The organism is Streptomyces sp. NPDC016562, assembly GCF_043076955.1.
Classification (GTDB): domain Bacteria; phylum Actinomycetota; class Actinomycetes; order Streptomycetales; family Streptomycetaceae; genus Streptomyces.
Genome location: NZ_JBIBRZ010000010.1, coordinates 148889 through 172413, shown reverse-complemented (window position 1 = coordinate 172413; position 23525 = coordinate 148889). Strand labels below are relative to the sequence as shown.

22 protein-coding genes and 2 pseudogenes are annotated in these 23525 nt (G+C 68.8%); 11 read left to right on the top strand and 13 right to left on the bottom strand.

Annotated elements, in window-relative coordinates:
• Positions 1-243: 243 nt before the first annotated feature.
• Together ACF059_RS31175 and ACF059_RS31170 are read right to left on the bottom strand one after the other, a co-directional pair.
• Positions 244-1338 (bottom strand): serine hydrolase domain-containing protein, encoded by a 1095-nt coding sequence (locus tag ACF059_RS31175; RefSeq protein WP_392063818.1) that lies wholly within the window; start codon positions 1336-1338, stop codon positions 244-246.
• Positions 1339-1941: 603 nt separating this feature from the next.
• The gene (locus tag ACF059_RS31170) at positions 1942-2151 is read right to left on the bottom strand and encodes a hypothetical protein (protein ID WP_392063815.1); all 210 of its coding nucleotides are present in this window, start codon (positions 2149-2151) and stop codon (positions 1942-1944) included.
• A gap of 237 nt (positions 2152-2388) precedes the next feature.
• Here ACF059_RS31170 and ACF059_RS31165 point away from each other — a divergent pair, with 237 nt between their 5' ends.
• Positions 2389-2787, top strand: a complete 399-nt coding sequence (locus ACF059_RS31165) for a hypothetical protein (RefSeq protein WP_392063812.1) — start codon at positions 2389-2391, stop codon at positions 2785-2787.
• A 1573-nt stretch (positions 2788-4360) separates the two neighbouring features.
• Here the strand turns inward: ACF059_RS31165 and ACF059_RS31160 are convergent.
• On the bottom strand, positions 4361-4654 hold the full coding sequence (locus tag ACF059_RS31160) for a chaplin (RefSeq protein WP_392063808.1): 294 nt from the start codon (positions 4652-4654) through the stop codon (positions 4361-4363).
• 436 nt (positions 4655-5090) lie between these two features.
• Here ACF059_RS31160 and ACF059_RS31155 point away from each other — a divergent pair, with 436 nt between their 5' ends.
• Positions 5091-5600 carry a hypothetical protein gene (locus ACF059_RS31155; RefSeq protein ID WP_392063805.1) on the top strand — a complete coding sequence of 170 codons (510 nt, stop codon included), beginning with the start codon at positions 5091-5093 and terminating at the stop codon, positions 5598-5600.
• Positions 5601-5603: 3 nt separating this feature from the next.
• On the opposite strand, the gene ACF059_RS31150 is transcribed toward ACF059_RS31155, so the two are convergent.
• Positions 5604-6338, bottom strand: a complete 735-nt coding sequence (locus ACF059_RS31150; RefSeq protein WP_392063802.1) for a hypothetical protein — start codon at positions 6336-6338, stop codon at positions 5604-5606.
• Positions 6339-6965: 627 nt separating this feature from the next.
• A complete protein-coding gene (locus ACF059_RS31145; RefSeq protein ID WP_392063799.1) occupies positions 6966-7937 on the bottom strand; it encodes a quinone oxidoreductase family protein in 972 nt (323 codons plus the stop codon).
• Between the two features lie 437 nt (positions 7938-8374).
• Here ACF059_RS31145 and ACF059_RS31140 point away from each other — a divergent pair, with 437 nt between their 5' ends.
• Positions 8375-8689: a hypothetical protein gene (locus tag ACF059_RS31140; RefSeq protein ID WP_392063797.1), complete on the top strand. Its 315-nt coding sequence runs from the start codon at positions 8375-8377 to the stop codon at positions 8687-8689.
• Between the two features lie 277 nt (positions 8690-8966).
• Here ACF059_RS31140 and ACF059_RS31135 read toward each other — a convergent pair whose 3' ends face one another.
• On the bottom strand, positions 8967-9194 hold the full coding sequence (locus ACF059_RS31135) for a hypothetical protein (protein ID WP_392063794.1): 228 nt from the start codon (positions 9192-9194) through the stop codon (positions 8967-8969).
• A gap of 249 nt (positions 9195-9443) precedes the next feature.
• Here ACF059_RS31135 and ACF059_RS31130 point away from each other — a divergent pair, with 249 nt between their 5' ends.
• Positions 9444-10133 (top strand): SMI1/KNR4 family protein, encoded by a 690-nt coding sequence (locus ACF059_RS31130; RefSeq protein WP_392063791.1) that lies wholly within the window; start codon positions 9444-9446, stop codon positions 10131-10133.
• Positions 10134-10263: 130 nt separating this feature from the next.
• Here the strand turns inward: ACF059_RS31130 and ACF059_RS31125 are convergent, their stop codons facing one another.
• The 3 genes and pseudogenes from ACF059_RS31125 to ACF059_RS31115 all read right to left on the bottom strand — a co-directional run.
• On the bottom strand, positions 10264-11433 hold the full coding sequence (locus ACF059_RS31125) for a DNA gyrase subunit B (protein ID WP_392063789.1): 1170 nt from the start codon (positions 11431-11433) through the stop codon (positions 10264-10266).
• A gap of 489 nt (positions 11434-11922) precedes the next feature.
• A pseudogene (locus ACF059_RS31120) lies at positions 11923-12021 on the bottom strand (IS5/IS1182 family transposase); the annotation flags it as partial.
• 6 nt (positions 12022-12027) lie between these two features.
• A pseudogene (locus ACF059_RS31115) lies at positions 12028-12228 on the bottom strand (IS481 family transposase); the annotation flags it as partial.
• 215 nt (positions 12229-12443) lie between these two features.
• Here ACF059_RS31115 and ACF059_RS31110 point away from each other — a divergent pair.
• From ACF059_RS31110 to ACF059_RS31090, 5 genes are all read left to right on the top strand, one after another.
• Positions 12444-13370: a CehA/McbA family metallohydrolase gene (locus ACF059_RS31110; protein ID WP_392063787.1), complete on the top strand. Its 927-nt coding sequence runs from the start codon at positions 12444-12446 to the stop codon at positions 13368-13370.
• Between the two features lie 879 nt (positions 13371-14249).
• The gene (locus tag ACF059_RS31105) at positions 14250-15974 is read left to right on the top strand and encodes a BCCT family transporter (protein ID WP_392063945.1); all 1725 of its coding nucleotides are present in this window, start codon (positions 14250-14252) and stop codon (positions 15972-15974) included.
• A 528-nt stretch (positions 15975-16502) separates the two neighbouring features.
• A complete protein-coding gene (locus ACF059_RS31100; protein ID WP_392063784.1) occupies positions 16503-17255 on the top strand; it encodes a hypothetical protein in 753 nt (250 codons plus the stop codon).
• A 178-nt stretch (positions 17256-17433) separates the two neighbouring features.
• Entirely contained in the window at positions 17434-17577 is a 144-nt protein-coding gene (locus ACF059_RS31095) for a hypothetical protein (RefSeq protein ID WP_392063781.1), read from the top strand.
• Positions 17578-17678: 101 nt separating this feature from the next.
• Positions 17679-18002 carry a hypothetical protein gene (locus ACF059_RS31090; protein WP_392063778.1) on the top strand — a complete coding sequence of 108 codons (324 nt, stop codon included), beginning with the start codon at positions 17679-17681 and terminating at the stop codon, positions 18000-18002.
• A gap of 308 nt (positions 18003-18310) precedes the next feature.
• Here ACF059_RS31090 and ACF059_RS31085 read toward each other — a convergent pair whose 3' ends face one another.
• Positions 18311-18589 carry a GlsB/YeaQ/YmgE family stress response membrane protein gene (locus ACF059_RS31085; protein ID WP_392063775.1) on the bottom strand — a complete coding sequence of 93 codons (279 nt, stop codon included), beginning with the start codon at positions 18587-18589 and terminating at the stop codon, positions 18311-18313.
• Between the two features lie 604 nt (positions 18590-19193).
• On the opposite strand from ACF059_RS31085, the gene ACF059_RS31080 reads away from it, so the two are divergent.
• Positions 19194-19691 carry a hypothetical protein gene (locus ACF059_RS31080; RefSeq protein ID WP_392063772.1) on the top strand — a complete coding sequence of 166 codons (498 nt, stop codon included), beginning with the start codon at positions 19194-19196 and terminating at the stop codon, positions 19689-19691.
• 194 nt (positions 19692-19885) lie between these two features.
• On the opposite strand, the gene ACF059_RS31075 is transcribed toward ACF059_RS31080, so the two are convergent.
• Entirely contained in the window at positions 19886-20362 is a 477-nt protein-coding gene (locus ACF059_RS31075) for a hypothetical protein (protein ID WP_392063769.1), read from the bottom strand.
• A gap of 323 nt (positions 20363-20685) precedes the next feature.
• Positions 20686-21120, bottom strand: coding sequence for a hypothetical protein (locus ACF059_RS31070; RefSeq protein ID WP_392063766.1), 435 nt, complete (start codon positions 21118-21120; stop codon positions 20686-20688).
• Positions 21121-21551: 431 nt separating this feature from the next.
• Between ACF059_RS31070 and ACF059_RS31065 the strand changes: the two genes are divergently transcribed.
• Positions 21552-22814 (top strand): MFS transporter, encoded by a 1263-nt coding sequence (locus ACF059_RS31065; protein ID WP_392063763.1) that lies wholly within the window; start codon positions 21552-21554, stop codon positions 22812-22814.
• Here the strand turns inward: ACF059_RS31065 and ACF059_RS31060 are convergent.
• The gene (locus ACF059_RS31060) at positions 22801-23211 is read right to left on the bottom strand and encodes a hypothetical protein (protein WP_392063760.1); all 411 of its coding nucleotides are present in this window, start codon (positions 23209-23211) and stop codon (positions 22801-22803) included. The two genes, ACF059_RS31065 and ACF059_RS31060, sit on opposite strands and share 14 nt — an antisense overlap.
• Between the last annotated feature and the right edge of the window lie 314 nt (positions 23212-23525).

The window sequence follows — 23525 nt, the reverse complement described above, 5'->3', positions numbered from 1 at the left end:
TTCTCGTCGTGGCGGCGAGGAATGCGGTGCGGTCTCTCGCTTTCGTGTCAGTGCGCGACCCTGAGCATCTCTCACCAGGTGACAGTGACAGCTCCCTTCTCTCACTTCCGTGTCAGTGTGCGGCGGCGCCACCCACCCACTGGATTTCAGACGGGACACGGCAGCCGACGCAGGGAGCGGCCCCCCGGGCCGTCACCATCGGGCCGCCATGGCGACGTGCCACGCCCCGTAATCCGCCCAGGATCACTGTGCCGTCACGTGCTCGGTGAGAGCTGCCTTGACCACTGCCTCGACACGCGTGCGCTGCATTGCAGGGGTTGCCGAGGCGTTGGGCCGCAGGGTGTAGACCGTCCGGCGCCGCTGTTCGGTGCTTGCGAAGATGCCGCTGGTCCAGCCGCCGCTGGAGCCTGTCTTGCCCCAGACCTTGGTGCCGTTCAGCTCAATTCCCATCAGCCCGCCGGCGCTGAAGCAGGCCGCGGCTGTGGGGCAGTTGGTGTTCTCGGGGCCACTGGGTAGCGCGGGCACTTCGAAGAGGTGCCGCTGCTGGGCCGGGGGGAGGAGCCGCCCGTCCAGGAGGGCGCGCATGAACGCGTCGAGGTCGGCTGCGGTGGACATCAGGCCCCCCTCCGACCACGCCCAGGCTATCGAGGGGTCTTCGGAGAGGGCGGTGCAGCGAAGGTTCAGGGGGCGCAAGATCCGCCGGTCGAGCTCAGTGGCGAAGGGGCGGCCGGTGACCTGCTCCACGAGCAACCCGGCGACGAAGCTGTTCAGCCCGTTGTACTGCTGGACGGTTCCGGGGGCCGGGGTGCGGCTGGGGCGGGCTACGGCGTCTGCTTCGAAGGAGGCGACCACCACCGCGTGCGGGTCGAGCGGGACCCGGACCGGACGGGGCAGGTCGCTGGTGTGGTCCAGGAGCTGGCGTACCGTCACTCCGGCGTAGGCGGCGGGGATCAGGTCGGGCAGGTGGGGTCGGACGGGCTCGTCGATGCCGATCCGGTGCTCGGCGACCAGTTGGAGTACGAGCGCATCGGTGAAGACCTTGGTCACGCTGCCCACCGGGAAGCGCGCGCCCGCCTCCACAGGGCCGGCCGTTCCGGTGTACGGCGTGTGCATGCCCCGGCCGGCGACCCGTACCAGGGCCGCGTCCGTCACCTTGTCGGGCAGGGTGGCCAGCAGCGTGCTCACCGCGGTCGCGTCACGGGTGTCGGGGAGGTCGTGGGAGGCGAGCCCGCTGGGTGCGGCCGTAGCCGCAGGGGCGGCAGCCAGACCCGTGGTAAGTGCGGCCATCGCCATACAGGTGACGGTAAGGCGGCGGGCGGCGCAGGGACGAGTGGTCATCGGTGGCTCCTGAAAACGGATCGGCTCGGTCCAGCGCGGTACCCGCGCTGAACCAACCCTCGCCCTCGCCTGCCCTGTTGATCGTCGGTGATCACCCTGAGCCGCCCCGGAGCGCACCCCCATCCCCCCTCGGGGTGCGGGCGGGCGGCACATGGCGGGCGAGACCTCTACCAGGCCCTCGGCTGCGATCTCTCGCTCTCGTGTCAGTACGCGCCCTGCGCATCTCTCACCAGATGACAGTGAACAGGGCCCGTTCTCTGCTTCCGCGACAGTGAGAACGAACAGCTGAGCCCCACACTGGCCTACGCCTAAGCTCCTGCCCGAGTAGATGCGCCACTGTCACCCGCCCACTGACAGGAAACCGAAAGAGCGCACCGAAGGCACCGAGCCAGCTGCGATCTCTCGGTTTCGTATCAGTGCGCCACCTGCACGAATATCGCCTTGTGGCAGAGGAACCGTCGCAATCTCTCACACCCATGACAGTGCGCTCCGCCGTCGCAGAAGTTCGAGGCGACCTGGCACCCGCCTCCTCTTGCCGCGAGGCCCCTACCGCTCTCAGTGGACCCCGGTACGCGGTGCACCACGGGCGACGCTCGGTCGGTTCTACGGGGCGGGGGTGAACTCCACGTAGGTGCCACCGCAGCCGGCCACGATGTCCAGCAGCCGGTCGCGCTCGGCCTCGTCGACCGCAAGGCCCCAGCGGAGTTTCATCGCGGTCCACGCCGCTCCGTACCGGCACAGCGCGTCCGGCGCCGGCAGCAGCCACTGGGCCGGATCCTGGTCCGCCTTCGACCGGTTCGAACGCGCCGCCACCGCCACCAGCGAAGCGAGCTGGTCCTGGTCGTTCGCGTACGCCTCACGTCACGCGGGCGTCCACGCCGACGCCCCAGCTGGCGGGGAGCGCTATCCGAGGTGTGCTGTAATCCTGACCGCCTTCGTGGCGGGCAAGTCTGGTCATCCTCACGGATCCGGCCGGCTTGGCGTTGGGTCCCTGATCATGGACCCGGGGCCCGATCTCTTGCCCCGCCCTTCGACCGATCAGGAGCCCGCGTGTCCGTCAAGCTCGACTTTCCGGAGTTCCCCTACTCCGAAACTCCCGGCGGCATCACCTGCTGGCAGAAGCCTTGGAATGGCGTCCTTGTCGTGGTGGACCAGATGCCTTTCAAGACCGGCGACGAGGTCACTTTCCACATCGCGGTCTGCAGCGACGCCGCCGGGCAGACGTCGGCCGCGGAGATCCAGGGCGTCACGAACATCACCGCCGACACCACCTCCGCCAACTACACGATTCCGTGGGACGGCGTCCTGGACGCCGTCACCGAGGGTTCCATCATCGCCTTCTACACGCTCACCCCGGCCGACGGCAGCGCCTCCTCGACCTCGCAGGAAGCCATCGTCCGGTACTCGCGTCAGCGGCCCGGCGGTGGCGTTTGCGGTCCGGACAACTGAGCCACGTGGGGCAGGTCCTCTCTCGCCGGTGTCGTTCGCGCCCCGCATCGCCACGACGGGCAGACGGGGATCAGCTGCGCCCTTGTGGCGTGCGGGCTTTCAGAGAGGCGGTCCAGTCTGTTGCGGCGCGGCGGCGCCATTGAGTGGCGGTGATGACGTGCAGGCCGAGGAGTGGGGCCAGAACAACTGGAGGGAGGTGCTGGGCGAGTTGGGTGCTGGCCGGGGCGGGTACCGGGAAACAGCCAGCCGGTGGGTGAGTTGGCTGCGCAGCCAGAGCGGAAGCGGGCGGCGCCCGGAAAGGCCCGGACCCCGGAGGCGGCGGGCGCGGGACGGCATCGCCGTCAGGGAGTGGAGGGTCACCTCCACGAAACGCCCGACCAGGGCGGAGCCCTAAGCCTCCCTCCAGGAAGTGTCGGCAGGCGGCCTCTGGGGGGCGCTCAATCGTGCAGTAGCCAGTCGACGGTGACGCCGGCGGCATCAGCGATGAGGAGCAGGTCGCGCTCGGTAGGCCGGGAGCCGACCACTGGCAAGGAGGAGGAGCCGGTCTCGTGTCATGCCGTTCACACGCCAGCGGGTGATGTTGACCGCGTGGCGCAGCCGGTCCATGCGGCGTGTTGCGATTGGGTCGGCGGGCCCAGGGGGGTGGAGGTCTTCGATGGTGCTGGTTGCGCCGGCGCCGTCGTCAGCACGCAGCGCGTCCGGGGGGGCCGTCACACGCCGAGCAGCCCCGGGATGCGCGGCGCGGCATCGGCAGGAAAGTGAGGAATCGGTCATGGCAGGCAGTACCTCGCAGGCATGGGACCCAGACACAGGGCTGCCGCCAGCACGGGCCAGTTTTCCCAACTCGGTCCCGATGGCGTTGCGTAACCGACCGGCGCCGCAAACAGCGCGGACTCCCACGCCTTTGTGGCAGGACGTGGAAATTGGCAGGGAGCCGTACCCGTGTCCGTGGGGCTCCCTGCCACGCAACAGGCCCCCGAAGGGCAACACCGCGGCAATCCTGTAACGGCGTCCGGGCCTGCGCCAGGACACGCCGAAATTTTCGGGCGCCGATAGAACCGTGCGCGTGCGCTGCCCGGATGGGCGGGGGTGCCGGTGCGGAAGGAGGGCGGGCTGCGGAAAGCTCCCCCGGCCCGAGCATCACCCGTGCAGGTGATGGTTCACCTGCAGGTCAAAGCGAACGCTGGCACGGCGGTCGGCTGTCGCACCCAGTCGCTTCGACTGGGCCGTGCGCAACGTGGACGGCGACCTGGACAGAACCAGCCACCGAATCGTCGACCGCAAGTTGTGCCCGGGGTGCCGAGCGATCTCCGACGCCGCCGTCCGGGCCCGCGATCCGCGTCCCCGCCGTATGAAGTCTGGGCCGGTGGTGGCAGCCCGCCCCCCGAACCCCACCTCGGCGTCGGCGGCGCCCTGGCGCGGTCCGGCGACCGTACCAGGTACGCCCGCGCCCTCCCCTGGAGGGTGAGGGAAGGACATCTTGTTCAGGGCGGTTGCCCTGCGGCTGTTTTGAAGCTGGCGGATCTGCGGCAGGCACCCTGCTCTCAGCAGGGTGCCACGAGCGGTGGTGCTGTCAGTGCTCGCCGTTGTGGTCGGCCTTGTGGTGGCTGTCCTTGAAGCCGCCGCCGCCGTTGTTGATGCAGGTGTTGCCGAAGGCCGGGTTGAGAACGCCGACGACGTTGACGGTGTTGCCGCAGAGGTTGATCGGAATGTGAATGGGCACCTGGACGACGTTGCCGGACAGCACGCCGGGAGAGCCGATGGCAGCGCCCTCGGCAACGGCGTCAGCGGCGGCCATCCCCGCACCCCCGGCCACCATGGCACCAGCGGCGAGGCTTACGGCTACCGACTTCGCGAAACGCGACATGGAGATCTCCTTGAAAGCTGGACCCGCCGCAGGTAGCGCGGCACGGACACCCTCCCAACAGCACGACCCTCCCGTCGGTCACAGAAGTTAGGCCGAATGGTGACCCGACCGCCCCTCCCTCAAAAGAGCCCCCGGGCCGACATCTACCACCGTCACCCCAGAGCCCCCAGAAGGAACCATGCGGGGATCCCAACAACGAGATGGACCCCCGCGCCGAGCGCGCGAGGGCGGCATGGAGGCCTGCGTCCGCGCCCCAGCCCTGCCCCCGGCGCCTGAGCCATTCGACCTTCAGCACGATCTCGGGCGCAGCACCGCGATCACGGCAGAGCGGTGCGCTACGCGGACTCCGCACGGGCCCTGCTGGAACAGGCCACTGAACAGCACCCTCGCTGAAATCTACTCGACCCGGACGCACCGTGAAGGGAATCATGGACGAGTGACGTCGACCGAAGCAGCAGCAATCGCTCTACAGGACCATGCCGCTCTCTGGAGCATGAGGGAAATCCGCGCGAACGACATGGTGGATGCCGCCTGTGATGCGCTCGTCGCCGGCCTCGACACCCCCGGCCTCCGCATGCTCGCCGCCTGCACGCGCGCCGAGGCGGACTACGACGTCCACGACCTGCTTCCCGCAGCGCTCGACGAACTCGGCCTCGCCTTCTATCCGGTCGGCAGCGAGGCCGGTGAGGAAGCCGCCGCCCGAGCCCTCGCACGCCGCATGCTCGCCGGAGAGCTCACGCTTCGGGAGTTCACCTTCCGGATTCACCAGCGTCACGGACATGCACTTCCCCTGACCGAGCGCCTCGCTGAACTCGATGACGAGTACGACATCCTCGAATACGGCGACAGAACGGTGGAACAGGTCGATGCCGAGGTCACCGCCGAAGCCCGCCGCCTCGCAGCCCACCCCACGGTTCCCGCCGAACCCACGGATTCGCCCAGCTGATGCCTACGGACCGACCCGCGAGTTCCCGCTGAACAGACTTCGGTTTCGCTGAACCCAGGGGTCTCTTCGGCCTCGGGGAACATCGGTACAGCGGGTATCGCTGAGAACGCTCTCGGTCAGGGCGTGAGCGTGCTGACCGGTTCCCGTACTCGTGGCGGGCCTTGCGCTGGCCGGGACGGCGGGGAGACCGTGGCTGCCGTCGAGCGGCTGGCAGCGGGCGAGGAGCTGTCGGTGTACGGCGGGGACGGCGCTCACGCGCAGGGTGTAGCCCTGCCCGCGCCGTACGGCCGCCCCTTGGTCGAGCGCGGCCCGCTCGGCGGGCTCCAGTTCGGCGGTGCGGAGGAAGTCGACGACCTTGCTCGACATTTCAAGGGTGACCGGCGACTCCCGGGCGGGGGCGTCCTCCTCGGTGGCGGTGTGGCCGGGCAGAAGGTCGGCGACGGCCGTGCGGATCGCGCCGCGGCTGACCCGGTGGTCGCGGGCGAGGGCGGCGATGGAGCGGCCTTCCCGGTACGCGGTGCACACGTCGGCGGTCTTGCCGGCCGGGACGTCGGGGCGGGGTCCGCCTTTGCTGCCCTTGGCCTCGGCGGAGCGCAGTCCGTCGTAGGTCAGCTCGCACTGGAGTGCGCGCTGGAGTTCGCCGGCGGCGGCGAGGGTCTGCACCATGAACTTCACGGTGGACAGCCCGCCGTCGTGGATGCGCAGCGCCACTCGGTCGCGGTGGAGGACGTCGAGCACGTCGAGGATGCGGCCGGTGCCGCGATCCCGGCCTCGGCCAGAACGAGGTTCTGCCGGGCGGTGGACTGCTGGTCGGTCGAGACCCGCTCGACGGGCCCCTTCCGTACGGAGGATCGGACCCTATCTGTCGTCAAACCCCTCAGCAACCACCATCGGATCTGATGGGATCCGCGCCGCCTCGAACCCCCTGATTGCATCGGTTCATTGGACACGACGCCTCCGTGTCGTCAAACGATCGCTTGCCGACAGGCCGGGCGGCTTGATCCGGCCGCCCGGGTCCATTGTGCTTGACAGCGGACTGTCCGGGCGGTCGGGCGGTGGGAGGCTGCGGGTCGTGTCCGGGTTGATCTCGGAGAAGCTCACCGAACCATCCGACGAGGGAAGCGATCTGGAGTGCGGGCACGCCCTCGTTCGCTGTGCGGGCCTTGTTGTGCCACCGACGGAATGGGCTTGCCCAGGTGACGAAACGCCGTCGACGGTCGGCCGGGCATCACGGCTCTGCCAGCGCTCGCACCGCAGCTGGCTCCCGCCAGCGGTCATCACCGGGGATCGCGGACAGAGTTGCGCGGGCTCATCGCCTGGCTAAAGCCACATTCCTGCAGGTCAGTCAAAATTCCGTCGGTAGTCCTAGGGGATGACGAGTAGCTTGCCGGTGGTACGCCGAGCCTCCAGATCGCGGTGAGCTTGGGTGACCTCGGCGAGCGGGTAGCGGGCCGTCACGGTGGTCTCCAGCGCCTTCGTGCGCACCAATTCAAGCACGTCGGCGGCGCGTCGAAGCAGCTCGGACCGATCGGCGATGAAGTGCCTGAGGCTTGGCCGGATCAGGGTCAGCGAACCGCCCTGGGCGAGCCGCATGGGGTCGAAGGGCGGCACCGCACCACTCGCGGCGCCGAAGAGCACCAGGTGGCCGCGGGTTCGCAGGCTGGCGAGGCTCGCATCGAAGGTGTCCCTGCCGACGCCGTCGAAGACGACGGGCAGGCCCTGGCCGCCATGGAGCCGCTTCACCTCGGCTGCGAGATCGTCCACTGCGGAGTAGAGGATCACCTCGGCGGCCCCGGCGCGCCGCGCCAGCTGGGCCTTCTCCGGTGTCGAGGTGGTGCCGATCACTCTGCCGCCGAGATGGGTGATGAGCTGGGTGAGCACAAGCCCCATGCCGCCGGCAGCAGCGTGCACGAGCACCGTGTCGCCTGGCTGGACCGGGTAGGCGTCCTTGACGAGGTAGTGCGCCGTCATGCCCTGCAGCAGCACGGCGGCGGCGGCCTCGAAGTCGACGCCGTCAGGCAGGGGCACGAGCCGGGAGGAGTCCACGACGGCCTGCTCGGCATAGGTGCCGGGAATCTCCACCCAGCCGACCCGGTCTCCCACAGCGACATGGGTGACGCCCGGTCCGACCTCGAGGACCGTGCCCGCGCCCTCAGTGCCCGGGGTGAAAGGCCGCGGGAGGGTGTACCGGCCCTGGCGGTGGTATACGTCGAGGAAGTTGACGCCGGACGCGGCGACCTCCACGACCGCCTGGCCCGGGCCGGGCGCCGGTTGATCAATGTCAACCAGTCGCAGCACCTCGGGACCGCCCACTTCGGAAACCTGAATCGCTCGCATGACCCCTCCTGAAACGGCTGACTTCCCTCACCAACTCCGTTGGTGGCGATCCGATTCCCGCTCGCGGTGAGGTGTCGTAGCCGTCTCGTGCCCACGTGGGAGAAGGGTGCCACCGACGGAATGGGCCTGCCCAGGTGACGAAACGCGGTCGACGGTCGGCCGGGCCGGGCACCACGGCTCTGCCTGCGCTCGCACCGCAGCTGGCTCCCGTGAGCGGTCATCACCCGGGATCGCGGACACAGCTGCGGGGGATCGACGCCTGGCGGGAGTCACGTTCCTGTAGGTCAGTCAATTCCATCGGTGGCCCTTGTTCATGCACATTGATCGGTGCAGCTCTACGCGCCCTGCCGCGCGGATGCGGGCGCGGGCACAGCGAGAGCCTGGCAACCCGCTGCCCGTCCCAGTCATTCCTGCGGTGGTGCGTGAAGACCGGCCGGATGCCCCGCCTCTCGCTGCCGCCCGCGGTCATCACTCAGGACTCGGAACCGCTGCACCAGCACCGCCGGCTCGCGATCCTCCGCCGGGTCCTCAATGAGGACTCCTTGCCCGTGCGGGCCCGGGTCGCCGGCGCCCTCGTTCTCCTCTATGCGCAACCCGTCAGCCGCATCGTCCGCCTCACTAGCGACGACGAGACCGTCAGCACCGTCCGGCTGGGAGACCGCCGTCCCAGCTACCCGAGCCCGGTCGCCGAGCTGATGCGGGCCTACCTGCACTCCCACCGGCACCTGCCCTACGCCAGCAGCAGGAGCTGACAGTGGCTGTTCTCCGGCCGTCAGCCCGGACAGCCGATGGACCCGGTCAGCCTGCAAGTGCACCTGCGTGAGACCGGCGTCCCTCCGCAGCCCAGCAGGACCTCCGCGATCCGTCAGCTCGTCCTCCAAGCCCCGGACCCCCTGACCGCTCGGGCTCTCGGCCACCATGACAAGACCACCACCCGCCTGGTCACCGAAGCTGGCGGGACCGGGAGCCGATACGCCCCCGGTGATCACACACGGTGAACCAGCATGTCGCTTTACGGGGCCACTCCCATCACTCGGGCAGCGAAAAGCCCAGTTCACGCAGGCGGGGCAGGCAGGCTTCGAGGCACTGCTCCACGGACGCAGCATCGGTGCGCACGAGGATGTCGTCACGCAACGGAGCGCCACTGGCCACGAACGTCCAGGGCTTCCGCCTCTCTGCCATCCGCTCAGCATCAGCCTTGAACAGCACGGTTATGCCCTGTTCGGCCAGCGCCTCCATGATCGCGACAATGTCCACCGGTGACCCCTCCAGAAGTGGCTCGAACACACCACGGTGAACCTATCCGTCCGAAGACGGACCACGAACACTGGCCTCGCCACCCAGAGTGGCCAACGAGAGCCGTCCAAGCTGGAACCCGCGACGCCTCAACATGGGGGCCTACCAGTCCCGAGGCCGTACCCGATCAGGCTGGCGTCGTAGCTGGCCTGTCGGCGTGTGGCAGCCCCGGCTGCTTCCGCTGTCACTGGCTGCGCGTACGGTCTGCGCATGGTTGAACAGCAGTGGAGCGGTGTGCGCCAGCGTGTAGCCGAGTTGGCTGCCCAGCCGTCGAGCGGCAAGGTGTTTGGCTCGCTCGGGCACAGGTGGGTCCTGGAAGACGCGCTGGACGACGACGCCCTTGCCGAACTCGAAGCGCAGGTGGGTGTGCGGTTGCCGGATGACTACCGGGACTTCCTCACCGGCGTGGGCGCCGGCGGCGCAGGTCCCGCATACGGCCTCTTCCCCGTGCGCCGCGTACAAGGCCGCTGGCGCTGGGAAGGAGACGGCGCCGACCTGGCCGACCTGGCCATGCTCGCCCGGCCCTTCCCTGAGCACGGCCCGGACCCCGAATCCCTCGACGCACTGCTCGTTGAACGCCCCGAAGAAGAGGCCTTCGACCAGATCGAGGACTTCGACGACGCCATCGAAGCATGGGACGAACGCTGGGAAACCCTGATGTTCGCCCCCGAACGCACCGCCGGCGCCATCGTGATCTCCCACCGGGGCTGCGCACAAAGGGAGTGGCTGATCATCAGCGGAACCCACCGCGGCACCATCTGGTCCGACTGCCGGGCAGACGAAGCCGACCTTGCCCCGCTCCTCGACGAGACGGGGAAACCGGTTACCTTCACCCGCTGGTACAGCGACTGGCTGGACGAGGCGGAGACCACTGCACGCCAGCCATCTACGAACACGTGACGCTGAACACAAGGGGGGAGTCAGGCTAGTTGGCGCGGCGACCGGACGGGCTCCGTAGATAACGGGCGGCAGGTTGCACATCACCCCGCGCCCAAGTTCAGGAACCGGCAGCGGGGTGATGTGCAGCCCCTCAATCCCGTCGTGCACCCTGGATGATCCGGTTGACGATGGCCGCGGCATGCTCCGGGTGTCCCTCCACCCAGGTGTCGAGGTATTCCCGTACGGCCTCCGCGACGACGGCGCGCACTGGGGCACCACCGTCCAGCACGCCGTGCGTGGAGCCGGAGAACTGGGGCCGGTCCAGTTTCACCGACACGACCGCCGTCAGTCCCTCGCAGATCTCGTCGATGCTGAGATCGGGGCCCGCCTCAGCGAGGAGCCGCCGCTCTCGCGCGTGCGCGTTGACCGCGGCCGCCACCCCGTCGCGGAAGCCTTCCATGTGCCGGCCGCCGTAGGGGGTGGGCTCGCTGTTGGCGTAACCCTGAAGCCGTTCCTCGCGGGAGACATGCCACCGCAGGGCCACCTCGACCGTCCCGGCCATCCGTGGCTCCTCCCGCTCGAAGCCGATGACTTGCGGGTGAACGGGCGCTCCCGCCTGCGCATCGAGGAAGGCCACGAGGTCCCGAGCCCCACCCGGGAAACTGTGCCGCACCGACCGGGAACCGCCCGGGGGGCGTTCGTCGGTCAGCGCGATGTCCAGGCCTCGGTTGAGGAAGGCCAGTTCCCTGAACCGCTCCGAGAGCACGACGAAGGAGCATTCCGCCGTCCCGAAGATGTCGGTGTCGGGCCAGAAGGCGATGGTGGTCCCGCTTCTTGTCGTCGGTCCTGCGACGGTGGGCGGGGTGAGCGCGACGCCACGCGCGTAATCCTGGACCCAGTGGACTCCCTTGCTCCGCACCTCGGCTGTCATGCGGCTCGACAGGGCGTTGGTGACGCAGGGCCCGACGCCGAAGAGGCTCGTGGCCACGGCGTGGCGGCCGCCCGGCTCGGCCCCGGGGTGCATGGAGGTCAGCAGGGTTTCGAGGCCGGGACCTCCGGTGTCCCCGGCTGCCTCGACGGGGATACCCGGCCCGTCGTCGGCGACACGCACGCCGCCGTCGGGGGTGAGCGTGACGTCGACGGCGCTGGCACGGCCGGCCAGGACTTCGTTCACCGCCCGGTAGGCGACATCGAACACCATCTGATGCAGCCCACGTTCGCTGATCGAGCCGACGTACATCCCGGGCCGCTTCCGGATGGCTTCCAACCCCTCAAGCACCTGGATGTGGCTGGCGTCGTACGTGTTGGCGGCGTCACTCATGAAGTCCCCTCCAGCGGTGTTTCCAGCGGAGTCCCCAGCCTAGGCAGATCGACAGAGAACACCAGGTCAGACCCTATGCGTCGAAGGCGTGGGCGGGCGGGTGGGAGCCTGTCTGGAGGAGGCCGTCCCAAGGGTCGCGAACCGTTGCCGGAGGGCGGCCGGGGGCCCGCGGAGACCGCTCCCGACACCATTACCGGCAGGCCCGCAGCCCCCGGTTTCGACGCGTAACACGCGTGCCCGAAAAGCCGTGTCGGCCTGCTTCAAAGCCGAGCTCGTTCCGGAGCCCGTAGCGAGGCATCGTCCGTGACACCCTCATCTGGGCGCTCGACGTGGCCGACGACCTGGACGCGCCCATATCCGAGGACGCCGGTCTGCAGGCGCTCACCTGCTGGTGTGATGATGTTCCAACCGGTGCACGGTGGCCCGACGTCCCCTTTCCCGGGGTTCCGCCTGACGCGGAACGCCTCCTCGAGTAGAGGAGAGCGAGGCTCAGGTGCGCAGCCAGAGCCGGATCGAGGCGACGATGACCGTCCCGTGAAAGACGTAGGCCCTCTTGTCGTAACGGGTCGCGACCGCACGGAAGGTCTTTTGTGATCGAAGGCCGCCCCCGTCAGAATTGTTGCCGAGCTTCTTGATGTCGACGTGGACCAAGTCGCCCGGCCGGGACCGTTCGTAGCAGCGGATGACCTGCCTGGTGGGCCGGTCGAGGAAGCCCAGGGGGTTCAGGCCGTGCCGGGCCAGGATCGGGTGCATGGTCGAGGCGGGCAGGCCCAGGACCGGGCCGATCCACGCCGGGCTGGCGCTCGGTCCGCAGGCGCATGTGGAACCACCCCGTCCTCTCGCCCAGAGCCGCAGCGGAGGTGACGGTGCGCCCGCCGGGCCAGCTCAGCCCCGTACTGCCGGCTGAGATCCCGGCGTACCACTCCCACCCGGGCCGCATTCGTCATACTTATTTGTCAGAGTCTCTTACAGTGAACGCGAGTTGGTCACGTCGCGCACGGGGGTTGTTTGTGCTGGATCTGCCGTTCGATCAACCCGGCCGCTTCTGGCGGGGCAATCTGCACACCCATTCGGACCAGTCCGACGGTGCGCTCTCCCCGGCGGAGGTGGTGCGTCGCTACCGGGAGGCCGGTTACGACTTCCTGGCCATCACCGACCACTTCCGGGCCGAGTACGGATTCCCGCTGACGGACACCCGATCCCTGCGCACCCCCGGCTTCACCACGCTGCTCGGGGCCGAGCTTCACGCCCCGCGCACCGAGGCGGGGCCGAAGTGGCACATCGTCGCCGTCGGGCTGCCGCTCAGCTTCGCGCCTCCCGCGCCTGCGGAGACCGGGCCCGAACTGGCGCGCCGCGCGCGGGCCGCGGGTGCCTTCATCGGCATGGCCCACCCTGCGGCTTCGCTGCTCAGCATCGACGATGCCGAGAGCCTGGACGCTGCGCACGCCGTCGAGGTCTACAACGCGCTCGCGGACCGGGAGCACCGGGGCGACAGTTGGCATTTGACGGACGTCCTGCTCAACCGCGGGCATCGGCTGAACGCCTACGCCGCCGACGACGCCCACTTCCAGCCGCAGGATCCGCCGGGGTGCGCGGCGTGGGTACAGGTAAGAGCCGAGTCCCTCGACCCGCAAGCCCTGCTCTCGGCGCTCAAGGCCGGCCACTACTACTCCAGCACCGGCCCCGAGCTGCACGACATCCGCATGGACGAGGGCCGCATCACGGTGCGCTGCTCGCCGGTACGCAAGATCCTGGTCACCGGAGGCGCCCCAGGCCTGCAGGTGCTGGAGGAAGACGCCCTGACGGAGGGCTCACTGCCCGTGGCGATGTTCGGCCAGGGGTACTGCCGGGTCACCGTCGAGGACGACGCCGGGGGCCGTGCCTGGAGCAACCCGATCCACCTGGGACCGCCGGAAACCACCGGCACCGGGGCGTAAAGCCACGATCACGGAACGGCCCTGCCCTGCCCATCCAAGCACGAAGGAAGTCCTGCCATGCTCTGGCCCGCACTCCGATGCCTGTCCGATGGCGAGCTGACGTCCGACCAGTTGCACTGACTGCGGACCGAGTTCCAGCTTGAGGCGGCGCCCCGTACCGAAGCGCCGGGGGCGGCGAAGAACATCCGCGCACCGAGCCTTCACCGACTACGCGGGCACCCCGCTCGTCCTGGACCTAGCCCGCGCCGGTGAATCCGGATGGGTGTGCACCCTGTTCTACGAGGGGCAGCGCCCCCAGTGCGACTGTGGGGGGTCACCGGGTCCTGTTCCGCGACGCGGTCGAGAAGCTCGGTCTCACCCCGTGGAGATTACGCCGGCGGCCAACGTCGACGAGCTCCTCCTTCTCGTCGCCCACCCCCGTTAAGTACTCCCGAATGCGCCTTCGGCGCCCACTGGGACCTTCCGTAGGAGGACCTGGTCCGGCTCTGGCTCCACCTCGGGCTACGCGCCGATGACTCCCACGATGTGAAAGGCGGTCAAGCTGAGCGAGCTGATGTGCTCGGCGAGGAGGTCGAAGTGGGTGTACTCGAAGCGGGTCCCGTCTCGTGGCTGTCGCGGGCGCCTTCGAGCAGTCCGGCGGCGCCGAAGAGCCCCAGGAACCGGCCGGTGGGGGCGGGGCTCGATCGGCCGGCGCGCCCTGCCGTTCCTCCTCGACACCCGTGCGGCCTATCGGCTCCCTTGGGGCGACCGCTCGATGCCTGTTGGTGCCGGGACATGTGTGCGCGCCGTGATACGGGATACAAGGAGCCAAATCGGCCGTGATCGCGAAAGGTACCGCCTGTGACTCAGGAGCAACGTAAACGGGGGCAACGGCTGCGGCTGCCCGTGAAGGCGGCTCTGCCCGGCCGCCACCCGCACGAGGACCAGGCGCCCGTCACCGACCGGGTGGTCTTCGGCGTGACCGCCGTGCTGACCCTGGGCTTCGTGATCTGGGGTGCCACGGCCACCAGCACGCTGGAGAGCGTCTCCGACACCCTGCTGAACGGCCTGATGCACAACGGCGGGTGGGCGTTCGTCCTGGTCGCCTCGGGGTTCGTCGTCTTCGCGCTCTGGCTCGCCATCAGCAGGTACGGACGGATCGAGCTGGGCCAGGAGCACGAGAAGCCGGAGTTCAGCACCGTCTCGTGGGTCGCCATGATGTTCAGCGCCGGCATGGGCATCGGCCTGATGTTCTACGGCGTCAGTGAACCCCTGGCGCACTACACCACTCCGCCGCCCGGCACCGACCCCGCCGACCCGGCGGACGCCATGCAGACGGCGCTCGCCACCACCCTCTTCCACTGGACGCTGCACCCGTGGGCCATCTACGCGGTGGTCGGCCTGGCCATCGCGTACAGCACCTTCCGGCGCCGCAGGCGGCAGACGATCAGCGCCGTCTTCGTCCCGCTCCTCGGGAAGAAGCGTGCCGAGGGCGGACCCGGCCGGGTGATCGACATCCTGGCGATCTTCGCCACGCTGTTCGGCTCTGCCACGTCCCTGGGGCTCGGCGCGCTCCAGATCGGCAGCGGCATGCACCAGGTGGGCTGGCTGGGCAAGGCCGGGACGGGCCTGCTCGTCGCCATCATCGGCGTGCTGACCGTCTGCTTCGTCTTCTCGGCCGTCTCCGGCGTGGAGAAGGGCATCCAGTGGCTCTCCAACATCAACATGGTGCTGGCCGTCATCCTCGCCGTCTTCCTGTTCGTCGTCGGCCCCACCATCCTGGTCCTCGACCTGATCCCCACCTCCCTCGCCGCGTACTTCGACGAGCTGCCCCAGCTGATCGGGCGCACCGAGGCGTCCACCGGCGGCGGTGACGTCGCCGAATGGCTGAGCAGCTGGACGGTCTTCTACTGGGCCTGGTGGATCTCCTGGACGCCGTTCGTCGGCATGTTCATCGCCCGCATCAGCCGCGGCCGCACCATCCGCCAGTTCGTCGGCGGCGTCATCCTGGTGCCCAGCACCGTGAGCCTGGTCTGGTTCGCCATCTTCGGCGGTACGGCCATGCGCCTGAAGGAGCAGGGGAACCTCAGCGGTGCGACCACGCCGGAGGCCCAGCTCTTCGGCGTGCTTCAGGAGTTCCCGATCGCCGGCGTGATGAGCCTGCTCGTCATGATCCTGGTCGGCATCTTCTTCGTCTCCGGCGCCGACGCGGCGTCGATCGTGATGGGCACCCTCTCCCAGAAGGGCACCTTCGAACCCGCCCGTTTCGTCGTCGTCTTCTGGGGCGTGGTGACCGGTGGCGTGGCGGCCGTGATGCTGCTCGTCGGTCAGGGCAAGGGCGACGCCCTCGCGGGCCTGCAACACTTGACAATCCTCGTCGCGGCCCCGTTCACGCTGGTGATGATCGGCATGTGCTGGGCCCTCTTGCGGGACCTGCGCCAGGACCCGCTGATCGTCCGCGGCGAACTCGCCGAGGAGGCGGTGGAGGAAGCCGTCATCGCAGGCCACGAGAAGTACGCGGGCGACTTCGAGATCCGTATCGGCCCGGCGCAGGACGAGGCACCGCGGGAAACGAAGGACGACCGCGACCGCAAAGACCCCGGAGCCCCACCCCCGCCCTCCTGAAGACCCTGCGCCCCCTCCCCCACCCCCGCCTTCTGACGGGCACACTCGCCCTCTGCCGCCGGGCCCGGCCGCTCCTGAGCTCCGGGCCCGGCCACCCACGCCCCCCCTGAAAGCCGCCACCCCTCCAGCAGCGGCCGCAGCTCGCCATGAGCCGACCCGGCGAAACGGGTTGGGTGGTGGCCAGCAGGTCACGGGGCTGCTCGGGTACCAGACCACGGAGGTGGAGGAAACCCTCCACGTCCCGTCCGAAGGCGACCGCGACGAGGCGAAGGCCGCCGCCATCGCCACACTCCTCGCGGGCGGCTGGTACCCACATGGCGCCTGGGTCGACCACGACACCGACGAGCCGCTGGCCAGCGTCCCTCACCCGCAGGCCGAACTAGAGGCGAGGCGCCGTCGATGGACGCAATCGGGTTGGCCACGACGGTGGGCTTCATCGCTTGCAGGAGGTAGTGAGAAGTAGCGACACCTGTCGTTGGGTACAGGGGCGGTGGGAAGGTTGTCGGCGGTGGCTGGCACCCTGGCCGGGTGCTGATCGACGGATATGAGGATGCCCCGCTGGTCGCCGGGGAGGAGCTGTTGTCTCTGCCGGGGTTCTGGGCTGCCTACCTGATGTGGCTGTGCGAAACGGAGGAGGACGAGCCGGACCCGGCGTGGTTCGGCGCGGACGAGGCTGACGCCGATGCTGCGTACGAGGCGCTGGCCGACGAGGAGCGATGGCCCGTGTTCCGAATCCCGTTCCGCGGAGGCCACAGCGCCGTCGTGTTGGCGCGTAATCTCGCCGACGACGCGGGGACCGAATACCTTATGACGCACCCCTCGTGGGGGCGGCTCGGACATCTGGCCACGCTCGACGGACACCAGGCCGGCCCCGGCCTGTCGTGGCGCGAGCTGATCCACATCGCTCGCACGCCTGATCCGACCGCCCCCGGAGTCCACGACCCGAACGCCCGCCTGCTCCTTCTCCTGCCCGCCCTGGGCGACAGCGAACTGCCGACCGACGCGGCCGATACGCTTCGCGGCTCGCTCACGTGGGCGGGAGCGCCAGAGACGGAAACCCACCGAGTAGTCGAAGCCCTGCTTGTGGACCATCCGTACTGGGAGCCGGCCGGATGGTCGCTGCCACCCGCATCCCCGCTTTCCGGCAGCGAGGAATCCTTCACCGGCATCCTCTACTGCGACAAGCCAGGAAGCCCTCGGTGCGGAACACGCATAGCTCAGGGCATCACCCGAGACCAGAGCCACCGACTGGCCCACGCGCTCGGTACGTGGCCCACCTGAACGCAGTCCCGTATCGCGCGAGATGGTCAACTGCCGTACCGACGTTGCCTCTGAAACTCAGCAACATCGGTTCTGTCGGCCGCAGACCGTTCTCAGCGCTGACCAACAATCGCTGCTGGATCTCGGATTCTGGTCCACTTTCCGTGGAGGCTCACGGATCATGGAGGGCGTCGCCCACATGATCAGCACGCTGCCGAATGATCAGCAGCAGGAGCTGATCGTCCTGCTCGGGACGATGGCAGCTGCCGAGACCAACCCCGCTCGCCGTGCGTTCCTGGAGGAGTTCCCGGAAGGCTTCGGGCTCATCGACGATCCGTCCTGAAGGTTCGGCTTGCGGCGCAAGGCCGGCACAAACTCGTGCTGCGGCGGTTGATCCTCCACCCACCCTCATCACCATGAACGCGACGATGTTGGATAGACGGCATGGTGAGACGCAAGAAGGAGAAGAAGAAGCGGCCCGCCTGGGGCGTTCCGAAGGGGATCTTTCTTTTTGCGACGCCGGAGGGATGGCGCACCAGCGTCCTCACCGCAAGCGGAAATCTCTGCGGACGGCTGGACGTGCCGATCAACGCCGACCCGCAAGAGGCGCGGGCCGCTGCGGCGGTGATGGTAACGGAACTCGCGCGCGACTTCCACGACACCGACGTCGAGGTGAACTGGGATCCGCCCCAGGAGCCTTGGTCATGGACCGCCCAGGTCACCCTCGCCGCCGAAAACGACTCACCTTTGCCGGAGGCTGAAGGCTGAACGGCAAGAGCAGGAGTAGAGCAGAACGCGCTTGCGGAGGAGTTCGAAGCCTGCTCGGCCGAACATCTGGCGTTTCAGCATCTCGATCCGGTTGACGTGGCCTTCGACGACTCCGGAATGCCGCGGCCGCGTGAGAACCGAGGCCAGCCCCGCGCCAGTCCGGGGATGACCGGTGCCAGCAGAGGTCGAGTCCCATGGGCAGGCCGGCCTCCGTATCAGGCTGGGCCCTGCAGGTTCCGGGAAGGACGAAACGGCTCCGCCCTCGGGTGAGGGGGAGCCGTTTGCCGTATGCGGTGGTGAGGCGTGGGTCAGGCGTGGCTGTGGTGGCGCTTGTTGCCCGTGACCAGGCGGTAGAGGGCAAGGAGGATGACGGATCCGATGATGGCGGCGATCCAGGTGGAGAGATCGAAGAAGCCGTCGATGGAGTCGACGCCGAAGATGACCTTGCCGAGCCAGCCGCCGAGCAGACCGCCCGCGATCCCGATGAGCATGGTGATGATGATGCCACCCGGGTCCTTGCCCGGCATGATCGCCTTCGCGATGAGGCCCGCGAGCAGCCCGATGAGAATCCAAGCCAGAATGCCCATGACGCGTCTCCTACCTCGATGTCTAAAGGTTGTGTCAGCGATCGTCTGCACCGCGTATGCGTTTTCAAACGTCCCACTCTTCGGATCCGGCGCCCGCGACGGCAGAGAACTGAGACAAGCCCTTCGCTTTGGCGCTCCGGGAGCAGCCAGTTCTCCCCACCGGGGCCGGGCTGTGGTTTCGACGGTGTCGGCGAGGTGAGCGAACGCTCGCGGAACAGAGCGAGAACGGACGAACAACCCGATGTCGGCTCCCCTTTTTTCGTGCGGATGTGCAAGCCGTCCACCGCAGGCCCTGCCCAGTCGAGGCGGCCGGCCGCGTTCGGTTCGGCGAGAAGATCCGGTGCGCCCACGACGATGGCGGACGAGATGCGATTCCGCCTCGGATCACGCTGGTAGCTCCCACCGGCGCCGTCCAGACGACAGACCCCCGATGCGGCGCGTGGTCAGGACCGGCCCGCGGATGTTCCTCCAGCAGCCCACCATGATCGATAGACGTGGGCGTACAGGAGCACACGAGGGCGCACAGGATGACCGTGGAGCAAGCCACCGCCACACCGGCTCACCGCGGGTGCGTCAGGGGCAGATGTCTGGGCACACGCAGTGCATGTCCGGAGACCACGCACGCCCCACCAGCGCCCTCTTCCGTGCCACCCCCGCGCCCGCCCACGAAGCGCCTCCGCGCGCAGCACGGCACGGGCGCCGCGAGGGGTTCGCAAGGCGGCTGCGCCGCCGGATCCTCGCGTACCGCGACATCGAGTTCCTCTCCACCCGCATCCCAGGCGACCCCGGTCCCGGGCAGGAGTGCCTGCTCCTGGTCCACGTCCGTAAGGTCGTCGGCCAGGTCCACTACCGGCTCTGCACCAGCTGCGCAGAAGGTGTGATCACCGGCGTCGACATCGACGCACGCTTCCTGGCCAGCGGACTGCCCACCCGCGCCCTGTCCCACCTGCGGTCCCGCCACCCGGGTATCACCTGGCGCAGCACCCTGACCGGGCGCACGACACGGGACCTGCTGCGACGTATGCGCATCCCCACCAGCTCGGCCAGCAGCGCGTGTGTACACGCCCCTGCGGTGCCGGAGGCGCTGCAATCGGCCGGTTGAGGAACACCGGCGCGGTAAGCGGCTCCCGGTCGTCCCCCGTGGGTACCTGCGGCACGCCGCCAGCTGGGGCGGGCTGCGCGGCGAGCGCGTGCGCGATGGGGGCGGGCACGGTCTAGGGCGAGGACCCCGGTCACCGCGGTAGCGGCCCGCCCTTCATGATGGGCCGCCATAGCGTCAGGTGGGACGGTGACGGATCAGCCGCACCGGATCGGCCCGGTCTCCAGCCGGTAGGTCACTCCGCCTCGGACCAGGGAGCCGCTCAGGCGGATGCACTGGCCGGTCGCCTCGAACCACGTGTAGATGGGGCCGGCGTAGTAGTGATAGTCGGCCGGGTGCTCCTTCGGCGGATCGATGGAGTAGTCGCCGCCCTCGTCGAAGATCGCCAGGGTGATGTGGGAAGCGAGCCCGTCGTACGGGCTGGACCACAACTTCGCACAGTTCCGTTTGGTCGAGCTGTTCCAGTACGTCCGCGCGTAGCCGCCGCCGTTGCGGCCGGCCGGATCCTTGGCCCAATACGTCTTGCCGTCCCAGCTGCCGGTGCACTGCTCGGCAGCGGCAGCCGGGGCCGGGGCCGCCTGCGCGGTGGGGGCGGCGACCAGGCCGAGGAGGAGCGTCATCACTCCCACGCCCAGCAGCTGTGGCTTGCGTAACCGCCTCGTCGAACGCTTCATCCGTGTCTCCCTGCGGTCAGACGCCGCCGCCTCCGTGGAGCGAGGCCGTAATCAGCATGCTCCAGCACGCAGGCGGGCCGAGTCCGACGTTTCACGAAAACTCCTCCACACATGGCCGGTTCCCGACCCCGGAGCGCGATGACGAGGCCGCTCCTCCTTCACCACCAGACCGATGGACCCTCCCCGTCCCTCGAGGCCCGTCAAGGATTTGGTGAGGCCCAGCGGCCGGCCTTCCCGCACGGACAAGCCGAGTGTGTCCGTGCCGAGCGGTCGGCACGGACGATGCCAGCTGCTGAGCAGCAGCCGGCTTGTCGTGCTTCGGTTCAGGCAACCGGTTCGGCTGCGGAACCTTCCTTCCAGGTGACGGTGCCCCTGATCTCGGCGGTCCCGCTTTGGCCCTCGGGCACTTCCGCGACGATCTCGCCCTCCCAGCTCTCACCTGCTTTGAGCTCACCGAGCTTGCAAGTGATCTTCTCCGCCGTGCCCTCGCAGGGCGCGCTGAACGACACGGGCATGACCGGCGATACGCGGTGGGTCACCACGACCTCGTCCACCGCCTGGCCATCGTTGGAGATCGTCCATCGCCAGGTGATGCGTTCCTGTCCCTCTCTGACCGGCTCGGCATACGTCAGGAGGACCTCCTCCTGCGCGCTGGCAGATACGGCCCCCGACATCTGGGCGCTGGCCGGCGCCTGCGACGCCAATCCAGTGGCGGACACGGCCAAGGCCACCAGTGTGGTCACCATCGTCTTGCGCATGGGCACTCTCTTCACCTGTCGGAAGTCGGGTCCTGCTCCCGCCATTCGGCTCTGAGCCGGAAGGCACCGGGGACAACGAGCCCACCCGTTGGGGGAAACCATGACGCGTCCAGATGGCCTGCAACGGGTTGGTGGCGGCTGGCCAGCGTGGCTCTCATTGCGACGCTCTGTGACTGCTGGGGCAGGCCTGTGCCCGCCCCGCCATCGTGGCTGACCGACCCGCTCCGGGACCAATGCGCGGCGCTGCTGCCCGAGCGCCCGCCCTGCCGCCGGCATGGACGCCCCACTGCTGGGACAACTGCCCGGATCGCCGCTGATGACCGCGCCCATCCGCGCGGCCTCTTATGCCTAACGTGAAAGCTGCGCTGCCGGCACGGTGCCTGGACATGTGAGGGGGTGAAGATCCCTCAGCCCTTGGAGACTTTGTGCCTGTGACAGCAACCCGGATGATCCGTGCCTCGCCCTACTGGCCGGTGCTCACACACCCGACGCTGCGACGTCTGCTACCGGGGTTCACGGTCTCCTCCCTCGGCGACGGCATGGCGGTGGTCGCCGTGAGCTGGCTGGCGATCGAACTCGCACCAGCGTCGGATCACGGCATGTGGGTGGCACTGGCTGCGGCGGCTTACACCGTCCCGGGTGCCGTCGGCGGACTCGTCCTGGCGCGGCTACTGCGGCGTCGCTCCCCGGCCCAACTGGTCGGCTGGGACGCTCTGCTGCGCGCCACTGCCCTCGGCGCGATACCTCTATGCCACGCCCTCGGGACGCTGACCATCGAGTTGTACGTCGCACTGTTGGCAGCCTCTTCCGTCCTGCACTCGTGGGGTCAGGCCGGCATCTACACGATCCTGGCCCGTCTCCTCCGGGAACGCGACCTTCTGGCCGGCAACGCCGTCCTCTCCAGTGTCGGCTCGCTCTCCAACGTCATCGGACCGCCACTGGCCGCCGCCCTCATCGCCTGGGGTGGTGCAGCGACCGTGATCGCCGTCGACGCGGTGACCTTCCTCGTGCTCGGCATCACGTTCCTTTCCGGTGTGCGGCAAGACAGCGCACCCGACCCCGAGCAGCAAGATTCACGCACCGCAGGTCTGGCCGTCATCCGACGCACGCCGGTTCTGCTGGGACTGCTCAGCCTGAGTTTTGTCTTCTTCTTCCTGTTCGGTCCCGTGTACGTGGCCCTGCCGTTGTACGTGTCGGACGACCTGGACCAGCCCGCCGTCGTGCTGGCCGCTTTTTACACCGCTTTCGGCGGCGGTGCCGTCATCGGCTCTTTGATGACGGGGTACTTGAGCCGGCTGCCGATGTGGCCGACCGCGATCGGCATCGTCGTCTCCTTCGGCGCCTTTCTCCTCCCGGTCGGCCTGGGAGCGCCGGTGGCCGCAGCTATCGGGGGCTTCGCCGTCGTCGGCCTGCTCTGGCCTCCATATGCCGCGCTCTCCACCACCCTCTTTCAGCGCTCGGCTCCCCGTGAGTCGCTTCCTCAGGCCCTGGCAGCGAGCTCAGCGGTCCGCACCCTCTCGGTCCCGCTTGGCACCGCGCTGGGTGGCCCGCTGGTCACCGTGCTCGGAGCCCAGGCGACACTGTCGCTCTCAGCTGCCTCGATCACCGTTCTCGGCTTGGGCGCCGCGTGTACCGCACGTGCATCCCGGAATCGAAGGGCTCGACCGAGTCGGGGTCGGGTCAGGCGACCGTGATGCCGGCGAGGGTGCGCTGCAGCCGGCGGACGGCGTCTTCGGCTTCCTTGTACTGCTGGAGGGTCGGGGTGACGGCACCGAAGGTGGAGGCGTCTTCGGCGGGCAGGGCGCGCCAGTGCAGGACGGGGGTGAGTGCTGTGGCAGCTGCGCCGAGGAACCATGCCATGCGTCCGTGGACGTGGGCGAGGGCGATGGCCAGGGCGGCCAGCGCTTCTCTCAGATGTCCCAGCCGTTCGACCGCAGGAAGGCCCTGTTGGGCCTGCGAGGTGCCGATGGCTGCTAGCAGGTCGGCGGCGGCCTTCGCGGCGACGTCACGGTCGGCGGGGGCAACGACCCACGCCCGCTCGCGGATCAGCCGTTCGGCTTCCTCCGTCAGGTCCTCGACAGTCGCTCGCATATCCACGGCACGCACCCTAGTTCATCAGCGAGAACGGCAGACAGGCAGACCCCTTGACCGCCAGCTCGCGGCCCTGACGCCCTCCCGTATCGCGAGGGAAGGGGTGCCCCCTCGCGAGGGGACTTGCTCGTCTGGTTTGCCCTACAAGAACAGTGCATGTCCGATTTAGGGGGGTCCCGCCTCCGGTCAGACCCACGGTCCCCCGCGGAAGACCACGTTCCAAAGTAACGGTCCAGCCTCCTCCCGGCGCATCCCCGGCCCCGGCCTCTCTGCGCCCCTCAGGCGCCGTACATCGGCTTTTCGCCGTACCAGGC

Excerpts from the sequence above, each read along its gene's own strand:
- ACF059_RS31075 (WP_392063769.1), bottom strand. The coding sequence starts at position 20,362 with ATGAAGCGTTCGACGAGGCGGTTACGCAAGCCACAGCTGCTGGGCGTG.
- ACF059_RS31140 (WP_392063797.1), top strand. The coding sequence starts at position 8,375 with ATGCCCCGCCTCTCGCTGCCGCCCGCGGTCATCACTCAGGACTCGGAA.
- ACF059_RS31085 (WP_392063775.1), bottom strand. The coding sequence starts at position 18,589 with ATGGGCATTCTGGCTTGGATTCTCATCGGGCTGCTCGCGGGCCTCATC.
- ACF059_RS31175 (WP_392063818.1), bottom strand. The coding sequence starts at position 1,338 with ATGACCACTCGTCCCTGCGCCGCCCGCCGCCTTACCGTCACCTGTATG.
- ACF059_RS31160 (WP_392063808.1), bottom strand. The coding sequence starts at position 4,654 with ATGTCGCGTTTCGCGAAGTCGGTAGCCGTAAGCCTCGCCGCTGGTGCC.
- ACF059_RS31130 (WP_392063791.1), top strand. The coding sequence starts at position 9,444 with ATGGTTGAACAGCAGTGGAGCGGTGTGCGCCAGCGTGTAGCCGAGTTG.
- ACF059_RS31095 (WP_392063781.1), top strand. The coding sequence starts at position 17,434 with ATGATCAGCACGCTGCCGAATGATCAGCAGCAGGAGCTGATCGTCCTG.
- ACF059_RS31125 (WP_392063789.1), bottom strand. The coding sequence starts at position 11,433 with ATGAGTGACGCCGCCAACACGTACGACGCCAGCCACATCCAGGTGCTT.
- ACF059_RS31080 (WP_392063772.1), top strand. The coding sequence starts at position 19,194 with ATGTCCGGAGACCACGCACGCCCCACCAGCGCCCTCTTCCGTGCCACC.
- ACF059_RS31090 (WP_392063778.1), top strand. The coding sequence starts at position 17,679 with ATGGTGAGACGCAAGAAGGAGAAGAAGAAGCGGCCCGCCTGGGGCGTT.
- ACF059_RS31060 (WP_392063760.1), bottom strand. The coding sequence starts at position 23,211 with ATGCGAGCGACTGTCGAGGACCTGACGGAGGAAGCCGAACGGCTGATC.
- ACF059_RS31145 (WP_392063799.1), bottom strand. The coding sequence starts at position 7,937 with ATGCGAGCGATTCAGGTTTCCGAAGTGGGCGGTCCCGAGGTGCTGCGA.
- ACF059_RS31070 (WP_392063766.1), bottom strand. The coding sequence starts at position 21,120 with ATGCGCAAGACGATGGTGACCACACTGGTGGCCTTGGCCGTGTCCGCC.